General features: G+C 68.2%; 22 protein-coding genes and 2 tRNA genes. 9 read left to right on the forward strand and 15 right to left on the reverse strand.

Translation table 11 applies throughout. From position 1 onward, the window contains the following. Window positions 1–48: 48 nt before the first annotated feature. The 4 genes from AC25Y0_RS04905 (at window position 49) to AC25Y0_RS04920 (ending at window position 2855) form a co-directional block, all read left to right on the forward strand. Window positions 49–873 (forward strand): DUF4397 domain-containing protein, encoded by an 825-nt coding sequence (locus tag AC25Y0_RS04905; RefSeq protein ID WP_488123203.1) that lies wholly within the window; start codon window positions 49–51, stop codon window positions 871–873. A 221-nt stretch (window positions 874–1094) separates the two neighbouring features. After that, window positions 1095–1538, forward strand: a complete 444-nt coding sequence (locus AC25Y0_RS04910; RefSeq protein WP_488123204.1) for a class F sortase — start codon at window positions 1095–1097, stop codon at window positions 1536–1538. 122 nt (window positions 1539–1660) lie between these two features. After that, window positions 1661–2119, forward strand: coding sequence for an RNA polymerase sigma factor (locus tag AC25Y0_RS04915; RefSeq protein WP_488123205.1), 459 nt, complete (start codon window positions 1661–1663; stop codon window positions 2117–2119). Further along, window positions 2106–2855: an anti-sigma factor gene (locus AC25Y0_RS04920; protein ID WP_488134312.1), complete on the forward strand. Its 750-nt coding sequence runs from the start codon at window positions 2106–2108 to the stop codon at window positions 2853–2855. The genes AC25Y0_RS04915 and AC25Y0_RS04920 overlap by 14 nt, the downstream gene beginning before the upstream one ends. A gap of 48 nt (window positions 2856–2903) precedes the next feature. Here the strand turns inward: AC25Y0_RS04920 and AC25Y0_RS04925 are convergent. Continuing rightward, window positions 2904–2977, reverse strand: a tRNA-Ile gene (locus AC25Y0_RS04925). 17 nt (window positions 2978–2994) lie between these two features. Next, window positions 2995–3990, reverse strand: coding sequence for a DMT family transporter (locus AC25Y0_RS04930; RefSeq protein WP_488134347.1), 996 nt, complete (start codon window positions 3988–3990; stop codon window positions 2995–2997). A 51-nt stretch (window positions 3991–4041) separates the two neighbouring features. Between AC25Y0_RS04930 and def the strand changes: the two genes are divergently transcribed. Beyond that, a complete protein-coding gene (gene def, locus AC25Y0_RS04935) occupies window positions 4042–4608 on the forward strand; it encodes a peptide deformylase (RefSeq protein WP_488134313.1) in 567 nt (188 codons plus the stop codon). 91 nt (window positions 4609–4699) lie between these two features. On the opposite strand, the gene AC25Y0_RS04940 is transcribed toward def, so the two are convergent. The 5 genes from AC25Y0_RS04940 to dusB all read right to left on the reverse strand — a co-directional run bounded on the left by AC25Y0_RS04940 (window position 4700) and on the right by dusB (window position 10047). After that, a tRNA-Asn gene (locus AC25Y0_RS04940) sits at window positions 4700–4772 on the reverse strand. A 62-nt stretch (window positions 4773–4834) separates the two neighbouring features. Further along, entirely contained in the window at window positions 4835–5620 is a 786-nt protein-coding gene (locus tag AC25Y0_RS04945; protein ID WP_488123208.1) for an ATP-binding cassette domain-containing protein, read from the reverse strand. Window positions 5621–5673: 53 nt separating this feature from the next. Further along, complete coding sequence (gene dnaG, locus AC25Y0_RS04950) at window positions 5674–7530, reverse strand: DNA primase (RefSeq protein ID WP_488123209.1); 1857 nt, start codon at window positions 7528–7530, stop codon at window positions 5674–5676. Continuing rightward, entirely contained in the window at window positions 7530–8876 is a 1347-nt protein-coding gene (locus AC25Y0_RS04955) for a deoxyguanosinetriphosphate triphosphohydrolase (protein ID WP_488123210.1), read from the reverse strand. Before AC25Y0_RS04955 ends, dnaG begins: the two co-directional genes overlap by 1 nt. Beyond that, on the reverse strand, window positions 8866–10047 hold the full coding sequence (gene dusB / locus AC25Y0_RS04960) for a tRNA dihydrouridine synthase DusB (RefSeq protein ID WP_488123211.1): 1182 nt from the start codon (window positions 10045–10047) through the stop codon (window positions 8866–8868). Before dusB ends, AC25Y0_RS04955 begins: the two co-directional genes overlap by 11 nt. Before the next feature lie 50 nt (window positions 10048–10097). On the opposite strand from dusB, the gene AC25Y0_RS04965 reads away from it, so the two are divergent. Further along, entirely contained in the window at window positions 10098–10601 is a 504-nt protein-coding gene (locus tag AC25Y0_RS04965) for a glutathione peroxidase (RefSeq protein WP_488123212.1), read from the forward strand. Here the strand turns inward: AC25Y0_RS04965 and AC25Y0_RS04970 are convergent, their stop codons facing one another. Genes AC25Y0_RS04970 through recO form a run of 3 tightly spaced genes read right to left on the reverse strand, consistent with a single transcriptional unit; the run spans window position 10602 to window position 12870 of the window. Next, on the reverse strand, window positions 10602–11285 hold the full coding sequence (locus tag AC25Y0_RS04970; protein WP_488134314.1) for a DsbA family oxidoreductase: 684 nt from the start codon (window positions 11283–11285) through the stop codon (window positions 10602–10604). 29 nt (window positions 11286–11314) lie between these two features. Next, window positions 11315–12139, reverse strand: a complete 825-nt coding sequence (locus tag AC25Y0_RS04975; protein WP_488123214.1) for an isoprenyl transferase — start codon at window positions 12137–12139, stop codon at window positions 11315–11317. Then, on the reverse strand, window positions 12136–12870 hold the full coding sequence (gene recO / locus AC25Y0_RS04980; protein WP_488123215.1) for a DNA repair protein RecO: 735 nt from the start codon (window positions 12868–12870) through the stop codon (window positions 12136–12138). Before recO ends, AC25Y0_RS04975 begins: the two co-directional genes overlap by 4 nt. Before the next feature lie 36 nt (window positions 12871–12906). On the opposite strand from recO, the gene AC25Y0_RS04985 reads away from it, so the two are divergent. Then, the gene (locus tag AC25Y0_RS04985; protein ID WP_488123216.1) at window positions 12907–13593 is read left to right on the forward strand and encodes a trimeric intracellular cation channel family protein; all 687 of its coding nucleotides are present in this window, start codon (window positions 12907–12909) and stop codon (window positions 13591–13593) included. An 81-nt stretch (window positions 13594–13674) separates the two neighbouring features. Here AC25Y0_RS04985 and leuA read toward each other — a convergent pair whose 3' ends face one another. After that, on the reverse strand, window positions 13675–15435 hold the full coding sequence (leuA, locus tag AC25Y0_RS04990) for a 2-isopropylmalate synthase (protein ID WP_488123217.1): 1761 nt from the start codon (window positions 15433–15435) through the stop codon (window positions 13675–13677). 206 nt (window positions 15436–15641) lie between these two features. Between leuA and AC25Y0_RS04995 the strand changes: the two genes are divergently transcribed. After that, a complete protein-coding gene (locus AC25Y0_RS04995) occupies window positions 15642–16268 on the forward strand; it encodes a hypothetical protein (RefSeq protein ID WP_488123218.1) in 627 nt (208 codons plus the stop codon). 116 nt (window positions 16269–16384) lie between these two features. Further along, on the forward strand, window positions 16385–16798 hold the full coding sequence (locus tag AC25Y0_RS05000; protein WP_488123219.1) for a DUF2255 family protein: 414 nt from the start codon (window positions 16385–16387) through the stop codon (window positions 16796–16798). Between the two features lie 4 nt (window positions 16799–16802). Here AC25Y0_RS05000 and era read toward each other — a convergent pair whose 3' ends face one another. From era to AC25Y0_RS05020, 4 genes are read right to left on the reverse strand one after another with little or no spacing between them, the layout of a single operon-like run. Then, the gene (gene era / locus AC25Y0_RS05005) at window positions 16803–17711 is read right to left on the reverse strand and encodes a GTPase Era (RefSeq protein ID WP_488123220.1); all 909 of its coding nucleotides are present in this window, start codon (window positions 17709–17711) and stop codon (window positions 16803–16805) included. Continuing rightward, the gene (locus AC25Y0_RS05010) at window positions 17708–19057 is read right to left on the reverse strand and encodes a hemolysin family protein (RefSeq protein WP_488123221.1); all 1350 of its coding nucleotides are present in this window, start codon (window positions 19055–19057) and stop codon (window positions 17708–17710) included. Before AC25Y0_RS05010 ends, era begins: the two co-directional genes overlap by 4 nt. Next, window positions 19054–19521 carry an rRNA maturation RNase YbeY gene (gene ybeY, locus AC25Y0_RS05015; RefSeq protein WP_488134315.1) on the reverse strand — a complete coding sequence of 156 codons (468 nt, stop codon included), beginning with the start codon at window positions 19519–19521 and terminating at the stop codon, window positions 19054–19056. The genes AC25Y0_RS05010 and ybeY overlap by 4 nt, the downstream gene beginning before the upstream one ends. Beyond that, the gene (locus AC25Y0_RS05020; RefSeq protein ID WP_488134348.1) at window positions 19518–20546 is read right to left on the reverse strand and encodes a PhoH family protein; all 1029 of its coding nucleotides are present in this window, start codon (window positions 20544–20546) and stop codon (window positions 19518–19520) included. Before AC25Y0_RS05020 ends, ybeY begins: the two co-directional genes overlap by 4 nt. Window positions 20547–20582 lie beyond the last annotated feature (36 nt).

Here is a 20582-nt window from a genome sequence, read left to right on the forward strand (position 1 = left end):
AGCACTTTCATAGGCGGAAATCACCGCCTTCTCATAAGGAGGAAGACAGTGCGAAAGACAGCAGCTGCCGGCGTCACCGTCGGCATCATCGCGGCCCTCGGCCTCGCGTTCCCCGCGTCGGCATCCACGGCCGATGCCGCCCAGCTCTCGGTGCTGCACGGCATTCCCGACACGCCGGTGGACGTCTACGTCAACGGTGATCTCACGCTCGATGACTTCCAGCCGGGAGATCTCGCCGGGCCGCTCGAACTTCCTGCGGGCGACTACGAGGTCGCCCTCACCGCGCCGGATGCCGCAGACGCCAGCTCGCCGGTGCTCGGGCCCGCCACGATCACGCTGACCGCGGGTGGCAACTTCACCGCCGTCGCTCACCTCACCGAGGCCGGTGACCCCGGACTGAACCTCTTCACCAACGACACCGCCACCACCGCGGCCGGAGAGGGCCGCCTCACGGTGCGCCACGTCGCGGCGGCACCTGCCGTGGACATCCTCGCGGGGGGAAGCCCCGTCGTCGAGGACCTCTCGAACCCTGACGAGGCGACGCTCAATCTCCCCGCCGGCACCGTGCAGGCAGCAGTCGCCCTCACGGGCACGACCGATCCCGTGATCGGCCCGGCGGACGTGCAGATTCAGGAAGGCGTCCTCACGATCGTCTACGCCTGGGGCAGCGCCGAAGACGGCAACCTCGCACTGGCCTCGCAGACGATCTCGGGCCTGCACTCCACGCCGGACGGCGTGCCGTCGGGCTCGGCGGGCTACCTCGCCGCTCGTGACACCGCCACGAGCGTCGGCTGGATCGCCGCGATCGGCGCGATCGTGATCGCGGCCGGCGCCGTCGTAACCATGCACACCCGTCAGCAGGCGGGCCGCTGATGAGCCGGGGCGTGCCGCGGCGGATCGGCCCGGTGTTCGTTCGCGGACTCCTGGCTGTGACCGCTGCGGCATGCCTCGTTGCATGCTCACCCGTGGGGGCGGGCGACGCGACCCGGTCGCTTCCCCCAACCGGCGACCGTGCGGTCACGTCGTCGCCCGCTCCCACTCCCGCCGTCAGCGTCCCGGTTCGATCCGGGGCACTGGAAGCACCCACGCTCGCCGTGGCTCCTGAACGACTGGTCATGCCCGGGCTGGGCGTGGATATGCCGATCTTTCCGGTCGGCGTGGAGAGCAACGGACAGATGGAGCTGCCGGAGGACCCCGCGGTCGCCGGCTGGTATCGCTACGGTGCGGACGCGGCCAGCAGTGAAGGCAACATCGTTCTGGCAGCCCATGTCGACGCACCCGACTACCCGATCGGTCCGCTGGCCCGCCTTCGTGATGCTGCCGTCGGAGAAAAGGTCGACGTCGTCGCTGCCGACGGCACGACCCGCAGCTTCGTCGTGGAGTCCGTCGTCAATTACGACAAGACGGGGCTCCCGACGACCGAACTCTTCCGCAGAGACGGCGCTCCCGCTGTGGTGATCATCACATGCGGTGGTCTCTACGACAGTGCGACGGGGCGGTACCGCGAGAACGTCGTCGCGGTCGCCCGGGAGGTGTGACGGTGAGTGCCGACGAGGAGATCGTGAATACGCAATCGGATGCCGAGGAGGCTCTCAACACCCGTTTCGTCGCGGGTGACGAGGCCGCCCTCGCGGAGCTGTATCGGCGGTGGTCACCCGTTGTGTTCACGCTCGCGTTGCGGTCGGTCGGAGATCGCGGCGATGCAGAGGACATCACCCAGCGGACCTTCGTCTCTGCCTGGACCTCACGAGCGTCCTACGATCCGCGCAAGTCGAAACTGTCGACCTGGCTCGTGGCGATCGCGCGCCGACGGATCGCCGACACCCTCGAATCGCGATCGAAAGTGCGTGCGCTCCAGCAGGAGATGGAACGCCTCACGAGGCCCGACGACCTCGTCCAGGACCACGCGGACCTGTCCGAACAGATCCTCGTGGCCCATGAACTCAAACTGCTCGAACCCGACGCGCAGCAAGTCATGCGCTTGGCGTTCTTCGACGATCTCACCCACGAGCAGATATCGCGAAGACTGGCGATGCCACTCGGTACCGTGAAGAGCCATATCCGACGCAGTCTCAAGCGACTGCGCGACCGTCTGGAGGTGAACCATGTCGCATCTTGATCCCGAACAGCTCGCACTGATCGCACTCGGCGAGCCGCTCGACGACCACGAGCAGACCGAACACCTCGCCTCCTGTCCCGTATGCGCGGCCGAAGTCTCGGAGATGATCCGAGTCACGACGATCGCGCGGTCCACCATCCACGACGGCGAGCTCGAGGCTCCGCCCGAGCGTGTGTGGGCGCGGATCGCCGACGAACTTCTGCTGGAACGGCCCGCTCCCGTCACGACTCCCCCGCTCCCCGAGACTGCTCCTGCCCCGTCGGACGCCCCCGCGTCGAGACTGCGCCGAGAGCGGAGAGCGGGCTGGCGGACGGCGTGGGTCCTGGCGGCATCCCTGGCGGGAGTCGCCGTGGTGGGAGCGGGCACCTGGGGCGTGGTCAACGCGCGCATGGCACCGACCTCGATCGCGACCGCAGCCCTCGATCCGTTCCCGGATCACCCGGATGCCGTCGGGTCGGCCGCCGTCGAACGGGACCGTGATGGTGCACGATTCCTCACCGTGAACCTGGATGGCGCGGATGCGCCGGACACCTATCGCGAGGTGTGGCTGATCCGCAACGACGGGGAGGCTCTCGTGAGCCTCGGTGTGCTGACCGGCGAGAGCGGTCGTTTCGACATCCCGAGCGGAATCGACCTGGACGACTACGACCTCGTGGACATCTCGTTCGAGCCACTCGATGGTGACCCGGCACACTCCGGCGACTCGATCGTGCGCGGCCAGCTCACGACCGCCTAGCCCCTGTGGCACAGATGAGGGGCCGCCCGGTGGGCGGCCCCTCAGTCGTAGGGCGGGTGGGACTTGAACCCACGATCGTCGGGTTATGAGCCCGCTGCCTTGACCAGCTTGGCCACCGCCCCGTTCGACAAGGAGCCTACTAGGCCGCCGAGTCCGGGTCCTTCTTGCGGTTGCCGCGACTGCCCCGCTCGAACGGCAGCTCGCGACTGTCGCTGAGCACTTGCGGGTGGTTTCGGGCGAGCGTCGCGACGCCGTAGATGGCGATCGCTCCGGCGACGGCGAAGCCGATGAACGCGCCGACGGGCGCCGTCGCAGCCTCCTGCAGAATGATCAGGCCGATGAGCACCGCGACGATGGGGTCGATCACGGTGAGGCCCGCGATGACGAGATCAGGCGGGCCGACCGAGTAGGCGGTCTGCACGAAGTAGGCACCGGCGGCGGTCGCGCCGAGGAGCGCGACGAGGCACAGAAGGGTCAGCCACTCGAAGTCGCCGGCTTGCACCCGCTTGATGACCACCTTCGCCAGGGTGGCTACGAAGCCGTAGATCACGCCGGAAGCGACGATGTAGAAGAGCGCCTGTGCGCGCTTGCGCAGCCACAGCCACAGGGCGCCGAAGATGACGATGACGACGCCGAGCAGGCTGAGGATCGTGATGAGCTCGCCTTCGTCGATCTCCTGCTCGGTGGCGACGAAGGCGGCAATCGTGACGAAGATGAAGACGCCCCCGACGCACGCGATGATCGAGCGGATCGACTGGCGCGTCGGCTTGTGCCCGCTGACGCGGGCGTTCAGCAGTGTCGTGATGACGAGCGAGATCGCGCCGAGGGGCTGCACGACGATGAGTGGCGCGAACGCGAGTGCGCCGAGTTGGCAGAGGATCGCCGCGCCCAGCATCGCCGAACCGAAGACCCAGGACGGCCGCTTGAGCAGGCTGGCGAGCTGCTTGCCCGACAGGCCGCTGCTTCCCGACGAGCCCGTGAGATGCTCGACCTTCACGACGCCGCGGTGCTGATACTGCGCTCCGAAGGACATGAAGATGGCGCCGAGCAGGGCCAGCGGGATGCCGATCAGGATCGCGGGGTCGCGAAAGACACCGATGAGTTCGCCGGTGACGTCACCGATCATCCCGTCCATCAGAATCACCCCTTGACACTAGTCCTCGTCACTGCTCGATAGGCTCAAGGCGTGGCTGTTCTCCCGATTCGCATCATGGGCGATCTCGTCCTGCACGCTCCTGCTTCCCCTGTCACCCACATCACCGATGACATCCGGACCCTCGTCGCGGACATGTACGAAACGATGGATGCCGCACCCGGCGTGGGCCTCGCCGCTCCGCAGGTGGGTGTTCCGCTGCGCATCTTCACGTACAGCTACGAAGACGACGAGGGTCAGCCCTGGCGCGGCGTCATCATCAACCCCGACCTCTGGATCCGTCCTCCGCTGCCCGGACACCCAGACCCCGACGAGGAATCTGAAGGCTGCCTGTCTTTCCCCGGGGAGCGGTTTCCGCTGCGGCGCTCTGACGCCGTGCTGGTGACGGGCACGGATCTCGAGGGCGAGCCGGTCCGCATCGAGGTCGACGGCTGGCGTGCCCGCATCATTCAGCACGAGTACGACCACCTCGACGGTGTCCTCTACGTCGATCGACTCGCCGACGGTGACTGGAAGACCGCGCAGAAGATCGCCCGCAAGCGCGGATGGGGGCGTCCTGGTCAGGCCTGGACGCCCGGAATCGACGATCTCGAGGGCTGAAGCGCCGCGGCGGCCACCCGAGAAAAAAGTAAGACCCGGGGTGGAAGCCCGGGTCTTGGTGAGGCTTCGTGTAGATGCACGAAGGCCCTCGCTCCCCGGCTTGGACTCGAACCAAGAACCTATCGGTTAACAGCCGATTGCTCTGCCAATTGAGCTACCGAGGAAGAGCCCCGCTTTCGCGAGGCAACTCAGATAGCGTACCAAATCTCAGAGTGTGCTCGTGACATCAGGTGGCGATCAATCGCCGATCCGATTCGATTCCCGGCGTCCACAGCAGATCGTCGGGGCTCCGCCCATATGCGACAGGGTGCCCCGCGTGCAGGACGAGCACGTCAGCACGCAGTTCCGTCGCGACATCCGGTTCGTTCGTCACGACGAGCGTGGACATGCCGTACTCGTCGCGGCGGCGCATGATCGCCTCGCGCGCTGCGACGCGCACCTCGACGTCCATGTTGGCGAACGGCTCGTCTGCCAGCAGCACCTTGGGCTGCAACACGAGCGCCCGCGCGAACGCCACACGCTGCCGCATTCCCGCGCTCAACTCGTAGGGGTACTTGCCGGCGGCTCCCAGCGGAAGCATGAGCTCGTCGAGCAGTGTGGCGACCCGTACGGCGAGGGCGCGCTGGTTGATATGCCGGTCACGACTCGTGATCGGTCCGCTGATCACCTCTGAGACCGTGTGGCGGGCGGGCAGTGCCGCGCCGGCTGACTGCGGCAGATATCCCGTCATGTAGTCGAGCAGCCGGTGCGAACGACCGGGCCGACGCACCGAGATGCCGTCGATCCAGGCGTCGCCTCCGACGATCGCCAGTCCCGTCGCGGACTCGACGGCCAGCACGCCGAGCACACTGGACTTGCCCGATCCCGTCGGACCCATCAGGGCGAGGGTGCTGCCGTGCTGCAGAGTGAACGACACACCGTCGACGAGGCGCTCCGAGCCGAGACGACCCGCCTGGGCGATCGAGAGATCACCGGCCCTGATCGCGGCGTCAGCTTCTCGAGGAGAGCTCATCACGCCATTTTGCCCGGTGATCGAGCGAGCGGCCAGCGGACACGACCGAGAGGTCAGGACTCTTCGGCGAGCCGGCGGCGCTCCGCATCGATCTCGCGCAGTCGCAGACGGATCACGCGACCGGCCTCGGAGTCCGGCGGCACGCGCTGGATCGCGCCGAGATGCTCGCTCTTCTCGAACTCCAGTGCGCGGCTGATGAGGCGGCGCGCGAGATCGGCGGCAGAGGCGACAGCCAGATCGTCGGTGAGCGCGGGAAAATCGGCCGCGAGCAACTCGGCCGCGAGTGAGCGATACGGCTCCCGGACGGTGCCGACAGCTTCGGCAGCCCAACCGATCCGCTGCCGATCCGGGGCGGAAGCGATCGCCTGCCGCACCGCGTCCAGCGCCGGATGCCGGTACGTCAGCGCCGTCGCCCGCGCGACGAGGGCATCGTCGAGCCGGTGCCCGAACTGCAAGAAGCCCATCAGCGCGTCTCGCTCGAGCGAGACGTCCTTCACCCGTGGAAGCGAGGCGATCGTCACGCGCTCGACGGGCGTCTCGGCGTCAGGCTGGCCACCCGCGCGTGGTGTGACCTGGTCGGCGTTCCGCCGTGCGCTGCGGCCAGCGCGTTCGACTTCGCGGCGCACGTCTTCGGTGTCCATCCCGAGGCGCCGCGCGAGCACGCGGATGTACTCCGGCTGCAGCAGCGCGTCGCGCAGGTCTGCCACGACCGGCGCGGCGGCGCGCAGTGCTCCCACGCGCCCTTCGGCGGCCGCGAGATCGAAACCGCCGATGCGCTGATCGAGCACGAACTCCACCATCGGCGTTTTGCGTTCGATGAGGGCGCGCACCGCACCGTCGCCGCGCTCGAGGCGCAGATCGCACGGATCGAGACTTTCGGGCCCGGTCGCGACATAGGTCTGCGCATTGAAGCGCTTCGCGTCGGCGAAGGCGCGCAGCGCCGCCTTCTGGCCGGCGGCGTCCGGATCGAACGTGAAGATGACTTCGCCGGCCGTCGTATCGTCGCCCATGACGCGGCGGAGCATCGTGATGTGGTCGGTGCCGAACGCCGTGCCGCACGTGGCCACCGCCGTCGTGATGCCGGCGAGGTGGCACGCCATGACGTCTGTGTACCCCTCGACGACGACGACACGGTGCTGGCGCGAGATGTCGCGCTTGGCGAGGTCGAGCCCGTAGAGCACCTGCGCCTTTTTGTAGATCGTCGTCTCGGGGGTGTTGAGGTACTTGGGCCCCTTGTCGTCGTCGAACAGGCGACGTGCCCCGAAGCCGATGACCTGCCCCGTCACATCGCGAATGGGCCACACGAGCCGACCCCGGAACCGGTCGTACACGCCGCGCTGCCCCTGCGAGACGAGGCCGGCCTGCGTCAGGATGTCGTCGGTGAACCCCCGGGGTCGGAGCGCCGCGATGACGCCGGACCAGCCCCGCGGTGCGTAGCCCACCCCGAAGTGCGCCGCCGCTCCCGCGTCGAAGCCCCGCTCGCCGAGGAACCGACGTGCGGTCTCGGCCTCGGGGGTCATGAGCTGCTCGCGGAAGAACTCGGCCGCCGCGGCGTTCGCGGCATACAGGCGGGCGCGTCCGCTCGTCTCGGGGGCCGATCCGCCGTCTTCGTAGTGCAGCGAGTAGCCGATGCGCCCCGCGAGCCGTTCGACCGCCTCTTGGAACGACACGTGATCCATGGCGCGCAGGAACGAGTAGACGTCGCCGGACTCGCCGCATCCGAAGCAGTGGTAGAAGCCCGCCTGCGGGCGCACGTTGAAGCTGGGGCTGCGCTCGTCGTGGAAGGGGCAGAGCCCCTTCATCGCCCCCACGCCCGCGTTCTTGAGGGCGACGCGCTCTCCGATGATGTCGGCGATGTTGGTGCGGGCCTTGACCTCGTCGACGTCGGCTTGACGGATGCGCCCCGCCATCAGGTCGCCTCTGCGAGAGTTGACGATGTCGTCGCGCCGGGCGCCCACACCCCGATGGATGCCGCATCGACGTCTCCGACGAGACGTTCGTGCCAGGCGATCGCGAGCTGGTCGGTGAGGCTCGCGACCTGATCGACGACGACCCGTCGGCGTGCGGCATCCGACGCGCAGGCGGCGAAGTCCGCGGCGTGCAGAGCGTCGAGCGAATCGGGCGATTCCCACAGCGCCGATGCCAGCCGCCTCAGAACACGACGCTGCTCCTTGTAGAGCTCCTTGCGCCCCTCGATCGAGACGACCGCGGTGCCGATGATGCCCTTCAGCACCGCCATCTCCGCGGCGACGACGGGGGGAACGACGACGTGTGCGCGGTAGCGGGTCAATGCCGTCACCGAGTATGCATCGCGGGTCGCCGTGGTCGCGGCGCGCGCGAAGCGTCCGATCAGGTCGGACGTGAGGTTCTTCAGCCGGGCCAAGTCGCCGCGCGTGCCGTCGAACGACGTGATCCACTCCGGCATTCGCATGAGGCGGTAGAGCGCGTCGGCGAGTGCATCCCGGGGGAAGTCGAAGCCGACCCACGCCTGGATGCCGTTCAGCAGCGCGTCGTGCTGCGCGGGGTCGCCGAGCCAGTCGGGCCGCAGGTAGCCGTTGACGATGGCGTCTTCGAAGTCGTGCACCGAGTAGGCGATGTCGTCCGAGAGGTCCATGACCTCGGCCTCGATGCAGCGCACGCGACCGGGAGCACCGGCGCGCATCCAGTGGAAGACGGGCTCATCGTCGGGATACACGCCGAACTTCAGACGGCCGCCGGGGTCGGGCAGCGGGTGCGCGGCCGTCCACGGGTACTTGCACGTCGCGTCGAGGCTCGCGCGCGTCAGATTGAGGCCGAACGTCGCTTTGTCGGCGCCGATCGTCTTCGGCTCGAGCCGCGTCAGAATACGCAGCGTCTGGGCGTTGCCCTCGAATCCGCCGATGTCCTCAGCCCAGTCGTTGAGCGCACGTTCGCCGTTGTGCCCAAACGGCGGGTGTCCGAGGTCGTGGCTGAGGCACGCCGTGTCGACGACGTCGGGCGACAGCTGCAGCGCGGTGGCGAGCTCGCGTCCGACCTGCGCGACCTCGAGGGAGTGCGTCAGCCGGTTGCGCGCGAAGTCGGCGGGGCTCGCGGGGCTCAGCACCTGTGTCTTCGCGGCGAGGCGTCGCAGCGCCGCCGAATGCAGCACGCGGGCACGGTCGCGCGCGAAGTCGTCGCGCAGCGAGCGGTGTCGTTCGGTGAAGAGGCGTTCTGCGTCGCGGTCGTCGTAACCCAGCGGCCGGGCGAGGGGCTCGACCGCCGTCTGCTCACCCGCCACTGTGGTCGAGCTCCGCTTCGGCGAGGGCGCTGCTCGCGGCGGAGCCGATTTCGCGGGAGTCGAGCCACCCCTGCGGCAGCGCGGGTCGCTTGGGCGAGCCGGCGCGCCCCCGCTGGCCTTCGGCATCCGCCCCCGGGTACGGCGCGGTGAGGTCGAGCGTGGCCAGAAGGTCGTCGATTTCGGCGAGCGTCGAGGCGGCCGCGAGTGCCGCCCGTGTCTCGCCGCCGACGGGGTAGCCCTTGAAGTACCACGCGACGTGCTTGCGCATGTCGCGGCAGCCCCGGACCTCGTCATCGAAGAAGTCGACGAGCAGCTCGGCGTGGCGGCGGAAGGCGTGCGCGACGAAGCCGAGCGTCGCATCGACGGGAGCGCTGCCGGGCCCCTGCGCGTCGGGGGTTCCGAGCGATCGGGCGAGGTCTCCGAACAGCCACGGGCGCCCGAGGCAGCCGCGTCCGACGACGACCCCGTCGCACCCGGTCTCGGTCATCATGCGCACCGCGTCGTCCGCTGCCCAGATATCGCCGTTGCCGAGCACGGGCACGCTCGTGACGGCCTGTTTGAGCGCCGTGATGGCGGTCCAGTCGGCCTGGCCCGAGTAGAACTCCGACGCGGTACGGGCGTGCAGTGCGACGGCGGCGACACCCGCGTCTTCGGCGATGCGGCCGGCGTCGAGGTACGTCAGATGGTCGGCGTCGATGCCCTTGCGCATCTTGATCGTGAGAGGCACATCGCCCGCGGCGCGCACCGCGCGCGTCACGATCTCGCGGAACAGGCCGAGCTTCCACGGCAGGGCTGCTCCCCCGCCCCGGCGGGTGACCTTGGGCACGGGGCATCCGAAGTTGAGATCGATGTGGTCTGCTCGGTCTTCGTCGACGAGCAGGCGCACGGCAGCCTCGGTCGTCGCGGGGTCGACGCCGTAGAGCTGGATCGAGCGCGGCGTCTCGGACTCGTGGTGCGTGATGAGGCGCATCGTCGTGGCGTTGCGCTCGACGAGGGCCCGCGTCGTGATCATCTCGCTGACGTACAGCCCCGCGCCGTACTCGCGGCAGAGTCGCCGGAAGGCGGTGTTGGTGATTCCCGCCATGGGCGCAAGCACGACGGGCGCATCGAGCTCGATGGGCCCGATGCGCAGCGTCCGTGCAGGAGCGAGGGCAGTCGTCACGTCTCCCATTCTCCCATCCCTTTCGGTCCCGCTGCTCAGCCGGGCTTTACCCTGGGGATATGACCGATGAGACGACACCCGACCTGCGCGAGATCCCCTTCCAGACCGCCGACGGAGGGACCTCGACACTCGCGGAGTACGACGGGGACGTCGTCATGGTCGTCAACGTGGCATCGAAGTGCGGACTGACTCCGCAGTACGCCCAGCTCGAGGAGCTGCAGAAGGCCTACGGCGACCGTGGATTCACCGTCGTCGGCTTTCCCTGCAACCAGTTCATGGGGCAGGAGCCCGGGTCGATGGACGAGATCCTCGACTACTGCGCGACCACGTGGGGCGTCACCTTCCCCGTGCACGACAAGGTCAAGGTGAACGGCAAGAATGCCGCCCCGCTCTACCAGGCGCTCAAGGCGGCGCACGACCTCGAGGGCAAGAAGGGTCGCATCGCCTGGAACTTCGAGAAGTTCGTCATCACTCCCTCAGGTGAGGTGCACCGCTTCCGCCCGGCCACGAAGCCCGACGACCCGGCCGTCGTGGCCGTGATCGAAGAGAACCTGCCGCGCTGATCAGGAGCCGGCGACGGGCGCGCCGCCGCGGGACTCGCTCCACACCTGGCGGACGATCTCGCTGAACGCCTCGGCGGGCTGTGCGCCCGACACGCCGTACTTGCCGTCGATGACGAAGAACGGCACTCCGTTGATGCCGTAGGCCGCGGCCTGTGCCTTGTCTGCCTGCACAGCCGGGGCGAACCGTCCCGACTGCAGCGCCTCGCGGGCCGCATCGACGTCGAGACCGGCGTCGGCAGCGAGCGAGACGAGGTCGTCCACGCGCCCCAGGTGCCGGCCCTCGGTGAAGTACGCCGCCATCAGGCGCTCGGCGAGCTCGGGCTGCCGGCCCTGCTCCTTGGCGAAGTGCAGCAGTTCGTGCGCTTTGAGGGTGTTGGTGTGCTGCAGCAGGTCGAAGCGGTACTCGAGGCCGACCTCGGAGGCCACACCGGTCACGCGATCGAGCATCTGGCGCACCTGGTCGGCCGGCATCCCCTTGTGGGTCGCGAGGAAGTCGATCTCGTCTCCGTCGAAGTCGACGGGGGTGTCAGGTGAGAGTTCGTACGAGTGGAAGGTCACCTCGACGTGCGGGGCGTCGTCATCGTCGGCGGTGGCCGCGAGACCGTTCTCGAGGTTTCGCTTGCCGATGTAGCACCAGGGGCACGCGATGTCGGACCAGACGTCGATCTTGATGGATTCACTCACAGCACGGTGCAACGGCGCCCGGACAGCGTCTATTCCGGCGAATGTTCTGCAGGCCCGCGCGGGGTGTCGACGGCGCCCCCGAAGCGACGGTCGCGGTCGAGGTAGAGGCCGATCGCGCGCCAGAGGTCGGTGCGCGAGAAATCGGGCCACAGCGTGTCGAGGAACACGAACTCCGCGTATGCGGACTCCCACAGCAGGAAGTTCGACGTACGCTGCTCGCCACTCGAGCGGATGAACAGATCGACGTCCGGCATGTCGGGCTGGTACAGCCGGCTGCGGATCAGGCGCTCGGTCACGGCAGACGGACGCAGTCGTCCGGCGTCGACGTCTTGCGCGATCGAGCGCATCGCGTCGACGAGTTCGATCCGACCGCCGTAGTTGACGCACATCGTGAGGGTGAGCACGTCGTTGTCGCGAGTGAGCTGCTCGGCGAACTGCAGCTCCTTGATGACCGAACCCCACAGGCGCGGCTTGCGACCGGCCCAGCGCACCCGCACGCCCCACTCGTTCAGCTGGTCGCGGCGTCGATGCAGCACGTCGCGGTTGAACCCCATCAGGAAGCGCACCTCGTCGGGTGAGCGGGACCAGTTCTCGGTCGAGAAGGCGTACACAGAGAGGTGCGTCACGCCGGCCTGCACGGCACCGGCGACGACGTCGAGCAGGGCCGCTTCGCCCGCCTTGTGGCCCTCTACGCGGGTGAGGCCGCGCCGGTTCGCCCAGCGCCCGTTGCCGTCCATCACGATTGCGACGTGCTTCGGCACGGAGCCCTTCGGGAACGCGGGCGGGTACTGCCCGGTCCAATCCAGCGGTCGGTACGCGACGGCGTCACGGTGCGTGTACGGCTTCGGGGTCATCGTGCTCCTTCCGAGCCGACGTGCGCGAGCGAGCGGATGCCACGCTCGAGGTGCCATTGTGCGTAGGCCGCGATGAGGCCGGACGCCGCTGCGGTCGACCCCGCGGTGGCAGCATCCACCTTCTCCCACTCCCCCGCCATGAGCGATCGCAGCAGGTCGGCGGTCGCGGAGGCGATGCGGGCGGAACCGGCGGGCGCGCACTGGGCGCACACCGTGCCGCCCAGCTGAGCGACGAAGGCATCGTGCGGTCCGGGGCGCCCGCACCGCGCGCACTCCGACAGACCCGGCGCCCACCCGGACAGCGCCATCGCCCGCAGCAGATACGAATCCAGGATGCTGCGCGGCGTGTGCTCGCCGCGCGCGAGCGAGCGCAGACCACCGACGAGCAGCAGGTACTGCTGGTGCGTCGCGTCGGCCTCGCTGAGGCGGTCGGCTGCTTCGACCATGGCATGAGCCGATGTGTACCGGTCGTAGTGGGCGACGATGTCCGCCCCGTACGAGCCCAGCGACTCGGCCTGCTGCACGATGTCCAGCGAACGGCCCTGATAGAGCTGCACGTCGGCGACCATGAACGGCTCGAGGCGTGCGCCGAAGCGCGACGACGTGCGGCGCACCCCTTTCGCCACCGCGCGGATCTTGCCATGGCGGCGGCTGAGCATCGTGAGGATCCGGTCTGCTTCACCCAGCTTGTGGGTGCGCAGGATCACGACCTCATCGCGGTAGGTGGGCACCACTTGATTATCCCGTCCAGGCGAGAGAATGGATGCGTGAACGACCCGCTCTTCCAGATCCCACTGTGGGTGGACCTGACTGCCGTCGGACTCGGCGGCGTGCAGGGTGCCCTCTTCGCGTCGGGCTTCCGCGGTCAGCGCCGCCTCGATCTGCTCGGTGTCGCGATCATCGGAATCGTGATGGGAATGGGCGGTGGCCTCATCCGCGACATGCTGCTGAACGTGCCGCCGGCGACCCTGCAGAGCAACTGGTATCTCATCACGGCGACGGCGGCGGCGCTGGTCGGCATGCTCCTGGCGGGGATCTTCCAGCGACTCAACCGCTTCATCGTGGGGCTCGACGCCCTCGTGATCGGCATGTTCGGCGCCCTCGGCACGAGCAAGGCCATCGGGCTCGGGTTTCCCGAGATCCCGGCGATCTTCGTCGGCGTGTGTGCCGCGGTGGGTGGCGGCATCCTGCGCGACATGATCATGGGGCTGCCGGTTGCGATCATGCACGTCGGGTCGCTCTATGCCGTGGCTGCCGGGGCCGGATGCGTCGTGCTCGCGACGACCCACGCCCTGGGCGTACCGCTCGTCGCAGCATCCGTCGCGGGGATCGTCGTGACGGCCGTGATCCGTCTGCTCGCGGTGATCTTCGACATCTCGCTGCCCGAGCAGCGCGCCCTGCACCGCCGCAAGGTGGCCGTCGAGACCTCGACGATCCCGATCATCAAGCCCTGACCCCGCCGCCGTCCGCCGCCGCTCCCCCGCTCCCCGCGAGACGGCAGCCGGCACGCCGGTGCCGCCTCGCTGCCGGGATGGTCAGGCGGAGACGAGCGAGGCCGAGCGCTCGCGCGTGCGGATCGCGCGGTTGACGCTCGAGACGACGGCCTTGAGCGACGCGGTCGAGATGTCGCCGTCGATGCCGACGCCCCACAGGCGCTCGCCGTCGACCTGCAGTTCGACGTAGGCGGCAGCCTGCGCGTCACCGCCGGCGCTCAGCGTGTGCTCGACGTAGTCGTAGAGCGAGATGTCGAAGCCGTGCGCACGCACCACCTCGAGGAACGCCGCGATCGGCCCGTTGCCGTGCGCCGTGGCGTCCTGCACTTCCTCGCCGTCGCGCAGACGCACCGCGAGCTCGACGTCACCGGTCATGTCGCTCGAACTGCGCGTCGCGAGGATCTCGAACCGACCCCAGCGGTCGGCCTCGTTGGCCGCGGGCAGGTACTCGTCGGTGAAGATCGACCAGATCTGCTCGCTCGTCACTTCACCGCCGTGTTCGTCGGTCTTGGCCTGCACGACGCCCGAGAACTCGATCTGCAGGCGGCGCGGCAGGTCGAGCGCATGGTCGGTCTTGAGCAGGTAGGACACCCCGCCCTTGCCCGACTGAGAATTGACGCGGATGACGGCCTCGTACGAACGACCGAGATCCTTCGGGTCGATCGGCAGATAGGGCACGGCCCATTCGATCTCGTCGACCGTGACTCCCGCCGCCTCGGCCCGGGCCTCCATCGCCTCGAAACCCTTCTTGATGGCGTCCTGGTGCGAGCCGCTGAACGCCGTGAAGACGAGGTCTCCCGCCCACGGGCTGCGCTCGGGCACGGGCAACTGGTTGCAGTACTCCGCCGTGCGCTTGACGTGGTCGATGTCGCTGAAGTCGATCTGCGGGTCGATCCCCTGCGTCAGCATGTTGATGCCGAGCGCGACGAGGTCGACGTTGCCGGTGCGCTCACCGTTTCCGAACAGGCATCCCTCGATGCGGTCGGCTCCGGCGAGGTATCCCAGCTCGGCGGCGGCGACGCCCGTGCCGCGGTCGTTGTGCGGGTGCAGCGACAGGATGACGTTCTCGCGGTGGTTCAGCCGCCTGCTCATCCACTCGATCGAGTCGGCGTAGACGTTGGGGGTTGCCATCTCGACCGTCGCGGGCAGGTTGATGATGACCTTGCGCTCGGGCGTGGGCTCGAAGACCTCGAGCACCTGGTTGCAGATGTCGAGGGCGAACTCCAGCTCGGTGCCCGTGTACGACTCGGGCGAGTACTCGTAGTAGACGGCCGTCTCGGGGACGCGCTTCTCGTACTCGCGGCACAGGCGTGCGCCCTCGAGCGCGATGTCGATGATGCCCTGCTTGTCGGTGCGGAACACGACGTCGCGCTGCACGATCGACGTCGAGTTGTACAGGTGCACGATCGCCTGCCTGGCGCCCGCGATGGCCTCATAGGTGCGTGAGATCAGGTGTTCGCGCGACTGCGTCAGAACCTGGATCGTGACGTCCTCGGGAATGAGGTCGTCCTCGATCAGCTGGCGCACGAAGTCGAAGTCGGTCTGGCTCGCCGAGGGGAACCCCACCTCGATCTCTTTGTAGCCCATCTTCACGAGCAGCTCGAACATGATGCGCTTGCGCTCGGGGCTCATGGGATCGATGAGGGCCTGGTTGCCATCGCGCAGGTCGACGGCGCACCAGCGCGGCGCGGTCGTGATGCGCTGTGACGGCCACGTGCGGTCGGGCAGGTCGACGCGGATCTGTTCGTGGTACGGCCGATACTTGTGGATCGGCATTCCCGAGGGCTTCTGGGTGTTCTGCATGACTCGTCGCTTCTTTCATCGCCCGATGGGGCTGGCAGTGTGCCGGATGGATAGCGGACCAACGACGATCGCCGCGACGAGGAAGGTCCTAGAGCGAGGACTCGTCGCGGCGGCTAAGAAGAAGGAGCCCGCCGAAGCGCATGCGTCGATGATACCAGGGGGCAAGGCACCTGAGACGAACCCGCCGCACGCGACACTGGAAGGACATGACACGTCATCGTCGACTTTCTATCGCACTCGCGGGCGCAACGTTCGCCGTCGTGCTCGCTGGCTGTGCGACGCCGTCCGCGTCCGATGCCGCTGCGGGGGCGTCGTTGGGCTCGGTGTGGCCCGCGCCGCCGCAGGGCGACGTCATCACGCAGGGCACGGTGCTGGACCAGGGCGGCGACCCTCAGCTGTGTCTCGGCATGATCGCCGAATCGTATCCCCCGCAGTGCAGCGGTATCCCGATCGAGGGATGGGACTGGGAGGGACTGGACGGCTCCGAGACGGCAGGTGACGTCACGTGGGGTGCGTATGCCGTCCAGGGGACGTACGACGGTGAGACTTTCACGCTCACGGAGGAACCCATCATGTTGGCGCTGTACGACCCGATCGCATCCCCCGAGACGACCCCCGGCGAGCCGGGCCCGGCCACACAGGAGCAGCTTGTCGACCTGCAGGATGAGATGCCGAACCGCTTGGGCGATGCTTTTCTGATGTCGTTCCCCGAGGACGGGCGGCTCCTGGTCGACGTCGTGTGGGACGACGGCACGTGGCAGAAGGCCGCGGACGAGGACTTCGGCGAGGACATCGTCGTGATCCGCTCGGCACTGAGGCCCCTCCCGGAGTGAGAGGTGCAGATCGGCGCGTGTGAGCGTGTCGCGCTCCGCTCGCCGCATCGGCGGTCGGCTGTCTGGACCCGCCGGGCCTGAGCGGCCTGTCACCCGCGTGGGGTAGCTTCGGCTGCATGAGCTTCGACCACATCGTTCGAGTGCTGGATGAGACCCAGGTCGTCGCCGTGGTCACGACGAAGGCCGACGGGCAGCCCGTCGCGACGCCGATCTGGTCGATGGTGGTCGACGGCGTGCCGTACATCCGGTCAGTCAACGGCCCCGGGGCCGCGTGGTACCGCCATGTTCAGTCCGGTCGCCCAGTCGCTTTCGCACTGGGGGACGGATCGATCGCCGAGCGGGACCGCGTCGCGGCATTGGACCTCGAGCGCGAGCGCGTCACCACCTCGCATGTCCCCGTCGACGACCCCGTACAGGCCGAGATCGATGACGAGCTGTGGCGCAAGTACGCGTCGAGTCCCGACCCGGTGAGGATGATGCTGAGCGCCGACGCCCGCGCGTGCACCCTGCGCGTCGAAGAAGCGCGCTGAGCGACTAGAACCCCAGTCGTCCGAGCTGCTTCGGGTCGCGCTGCCATTCCTTAGCGACGCGCACGTGCAGCTTCAGGAAGACGTTCGTCCCGACGAGCGGTTCGATCTGCGCACGGGCGCGTGCGCCCACGTCGCGCAGGCGAGAGCCGCGATGTCCGATGATGATCGCCTTCTGGCTGTCGCGCTCGACGATGACGTTCGCATGGATGTCCGTCATCGACCCCGTCTCGCGCTGCGACATCTCCTCGATCGTCACGGCGATGGAGTGCGGCAATTCGTCGCGGACGCCCTCGAGCGCGGCCTCGCGGATGATCTCGGCGACGCGGTCTTCGATCGACTCGTCCGTCACGACGTCGTCCGGATACAGCGGCGGGCCCTCGGGCATGAGTGAGAGAAGCTCGTCGGTCAGCACGTCGAGCTGTTCGTGTGTGAGGGCCGACAACGGGATGACGGCAGCCCAGTCCTCGCGCAGCTGGTCGACCTCGATGAGACGTGCCGTGATCTGCTCACGGGTCGCGGCATCCGTCTTGGTCACGATGGCGACCTTCTTGGCTCGCCCGTATCCCGACAGCGATTCGGCGATTCGCCGGTCTCCGGGCCCCACCTTCTCGGTCGCCGGCACGCAGAACCCGATGACATCGACATCGCCGAGCACCGACTCGACGAGGTCGTTGAGTCGCTGACCCAGGAGCGTGCGGGGCTTGTGGATTCCCGGGGTGTCGACGATGACGAGCTGCCCGGTCGGTCGGTTCAGGATGCCGCGGATCGCGCGGCGCGTCGTCTGGGGCTTGTCGCTCGTGATCGCGACCTTCTCGCCGACGAGCGCGTTGGTGAGCGTCGACTTTCCGACGTTGGGCCGTCCGACGAACGTCACGAAGCCGGAACGATACCCCGTGGGCTCGGGATTGGTCATGGCGTCTCCTCGTTCTGGGGTCTGCGGATCTCGCCCGTGCGTGGCAGGCGAAGCTCTCCGGTTCGGGGGTTTCGACTCGCGTCGACGGGCGTCTCGCCGCGCTCGACGAAGACGGTCGAGATGCCGCGCCCGCGACCGCGTGAGGCACCGCCGGTGAGCACGAGGCCGGCGTACTCCGCCGTGGCACCGGGATGGGGCACGCGTCCGAGGGCCTTGCCGAGCAGCCCGCCGATCGAATCCACGTCTTCGTCTTCGAGATCCATGCCGAACAGGTCGCCCACTTCGTCGAGTCCGAGACGCGCGCTGACGCGGAAGCGTCCGGGCTCGATCTCGCTGACCTCGTCGGCGCGCGGGTCGTACTCGTCGGCGATGTCGCCCACGAGCTCTTCGATGAGGTCTTCAAGGGTGACGAGTCCGGAGACGCCGCCGTACTCGTCGATCACGAGGCAGGCGTGCACGGCTTCGCGCTTCATCTGCTGCAGGAGCGACTCGGCCTTCATCGACTCGGGCACGAAGACGGCGGGACGCGCGACACGGGTGACGGGAGCGTCGGCCCACGCAGCTTCGTCGCGGAAAGCGAACTGCACGAGGTCTTTCAGATAGAGCATTCCGACGAGGTCGTCGGCTTCGTCGTCGACGATCGGGATGCGCGAGATGCCCTTCTCGAGGAAGATCCTCATGGCATCGCGGGCGGTGGCAGCGGAATCCACCGTCACCATGTCGGTGCGAGGCACCATGACGGCGCGCACGATCGTGTCGGTGAAGTCGAAGACCGAGTGGATGAGTTCGCGGTCGTCCTCTTCGATGAGCTCGTTCTCGGTCGCTTCGTCGATGATGCTGAGCAGCTGCTCTTCGGAGGCGAAAGAGGCACTGCGCCGCACTCCGGGGGTGACACGCGTGCCGAGCGCGACGAGCCCGTGCGCGAGCGGGCCGAGGATGAGGCGCATGCCGCGGATCACGGGCGCGGCCGAACGCAGCAGGCGCGTCGCGTGCTGCCGACCCCACGCGCGGGGACTGGCGCCCACCACGACGAACGAGATGCCGGTCATGAGCACGACGGCGGCGAGCATCGCCCACCAGATGTCCTCGAACAGGATCGTGAAAGCGACCGTGACCACCACGGCCGCGCCCGTCTCGGCGAGGATGCGGATGAAGACCACGGCGGTCGCGTGCGCTTCGGGGTCGGCGGCGATCCGCTGCAGCGAGGCCGCGTTGCGCCCGCCGTCCTCGCCCATCTCGGCGAGGTCCGCGCGCGATGTGACGGAGAGCGCCGCATCGATCGCAGCCATGAGGCTGCCGAAGGCGATGAGCAGGACGGCAGCGAGAAGGAGGAGACCCGCGATCATGCGCGTCGTCGGCGCTCGGCCGACTGGAAGCTGGTGATGAGCTCCTTCTGGAGGGTGAACATCTCACGCTCTTCGGCAGGCTCTGCGTGGTCGAATCCGAGCAGGTGCAGAAGTCCGTGGGTCGTCAGCATGACCAGTTCGTCCATCGTCGAATGGTGCGCGGCCACCGCCTGCGTCTCGGCGACCTGCGGGCACAGCACGATGTCACCGAGCAGGCCCGGGGGCGTCGGGGCGTCGTCCGTGCCGGGGCGAAGCTCGTCCATGGGAAAGCTGAGCACGTCGGTCGGCCCGGGTTCGTCCATCCACTGCACGTGGAGCGCCTCCATCGCACCCTCGTCGACGAGCAGGATGGCCACGTCGGCGTCGGGGCTCACGTGCAGGTGCGCAAGATTGTGCTCCATGAGCCGCAGCAGCACCGTTTCATCGGCGGGCATACCGGATTCATTGCCGATCTCGATCGTCATGAGCGTCCTCGCTTGGGGAATCGATCGCGGGGCCCCGAGGGGCGCTGAGCACCGCGCCGGTCGGCGCGGTTGGCGAGCTCCGACGCTTCGTCGCGCTCGCGCCGCCCGGCAAGGCGGCGCTCGTCGTACTCGCTGTACGCGTCGACGATGCGCCCCACCAGCGAGTGGCGCACGACGTCGGCGCTCGTCAGCTGAGCGAAGTGGATGTCGTCGATGTCTTTGAGGACGCGCGTCACGAGCCGCAACCCCGACGCGCCCTCGGGCAGGTCGATCTGGGTGATGTCGCCCGTGACGACCATGCGCGTGCCGAAACCGAGACGCGTGAGGAACATCTTCATCTGTTCGGGCGTCGTGTTCTGTGCTTCGTCGAGCACGACGAACGAGTCGTTCAGCGTCCTGCCGCGCATGTAGGCGAGCGGTGCGACCTCGATCGTTCCGCTGGCCATGAGCTTGGGAACGATCTCGGGATCCATCATCTCGTTCAGCGCGTCATAGAGCGGCCGCAGGTAGGGATCGATCTTGTCGGTGAGCGTTCCCGGAAGGAACCCGAGACGTTCCCCCGCTTCGATCGCGGGGCGGCTCAGGATGATGCGGCTGACTTCTTTGCGCTGCAGCGCCTGCACGGCCTTGGCCATCGCGAGGTAGGTCTTGCCCGTGCCGGCGGGGCCGATGCCGAAGACGATCGTGTTCTCATCGATCGCGTCGACGTACGCACGCTGCCCCGGCGTCTTGGGGCGGATGATTCTGCCGCGCGAGGACAGGATGGCCTCGCCGAGCACCTCGGACGGACGCGGTCCGCCTTCTGTGCGGAGGAGGCGGCTGGACGACGAGACATCGGCGGGTTCGAGACCCTGGCCGGCCTTGGTCATCTGGATCAGCTCGTCGACGAGGCTGCGGGCAGCGGCGACGGCGTCTGCGGCTCCGGTGAGGGTGATCTCGTTGCCGCGCACGAGAACGTCGACACCGGGGTGCTCGGTCTCGACGACCCGCAGCAGGCGGTCCTGCGGACCGAGCAGCTGCACCATCGCGACGCCGTCGACGTACACATGGTCAACGGTCGC

Source organism: Microbacterium sp. Y547 (genome assembly GCF_057669785.1).

What these genes read in the sequence shown, in the direction of transcription:
- AC25Y0_RS04920 (WP_488134312.1), top strand. Translation starts at nt 2,106, where the DNA reads ATGTCGCATCTTGATCCCGAACAGCTCGCACTGATCGCACTCGGCGAG.
- AC25Y0_RS04930 (WP_488134347.1), bottom strand. Translation starts at nt 3,990, where the DNA reads ATGGACGGGATGATCGGTGACGTCACCGGCGAACTCATCGGTGTCTTT.
- AC25Y0_RS04945 (WP_488123208.1), bottom strand. Translation starts at nt 5,620, where the DNA reads ATGAGCTCTCCTCGAGAAGCTGACGCCGCGATCAGGGCCGGTGATCTC.
- dnaG (WP_488123209.1), bottom strand. Translation starts at nt 7,530, where the DNA reads ATGGCGGGGCGCATCCGTCAAGCCGACGTCGACGAGGTCAAGGCCCGC.
- dusB (WP_488123211.1), bottom strand. Translation starts at nt 10,047, where the DNA reads ATGGGAGACGTGACGACTGCCCTCGCTCCTGCACGGACGCTGCGCATC.
- AC25Y0_RS04965 (WP_488123212.1), top strand. Translation starts at nt 10,098, where the DNA reads ATGACCGATGAGACGACACCCGACCTGCGCGAGATCCCCTTCCAGACC.
- AC25Y0_RS04975 (WP_488123214.1), bottom strand. Translation starts at nt 12,139, where the DNA reads ATGACCCCGAAGCCGTACACGCACCGTGACGCCGTCGCGTACCGACCG.
- leuA (WP_488123217.1), bottom strand. Translation starts at nt 15,435, where the DNA reads ATGCAGAACACCCAGAAGCCCTCGGGAATGCCGATCCACAAGTATCGG.
- AC25Y0_RS04995 (WP_488123218.1), top strand. Translation starts at nt 15,642, where the DNA reads ATGACACGTCATCGTCGACTTTCTATCGCACTCGCGGGCGCAACGTTC.
- AC25Y0_RS05000 (WP_488123219.1), top strand. Translation starts at nt 16,385, where the DNA reads ATGAGCTTCGACCACATCGTTCGAGTGCTGGATGAGACCCAGGTCGTC.
- era (WP_488123220.1), bottom strand. Translation starts at nt 17,711, where the DNA reads ATGACCAATCCCGAGCCCACGGGGTATCGTTCCGGCTTCGTGACGTTC.
- AC25Y0_RS05010 (WP_488123221.1), bottom strand. Translation starts at nt 19,057, where the DNA reads ATGATCGCGGGTCTCCTCCTTCTCGCTGCCGTCCTGCTCATCGCCTTC.
- ybeY (WP_488134315.1), bottom strand. Translation starts at nt 19,521, where the DNA reads ATGACGATCGAGATCGGCAATGAATCCGGTATGCCCGCCGATGAAACG.
- AC25Y0_RS05020 (WP_488134348.1), bottom strand. Translation starts at nt 20,546, where the DNA reads ATGGTGCAGCTGCTCGGTCCGCAGGACCGCCTGCTGCGGGTCGTCGAG.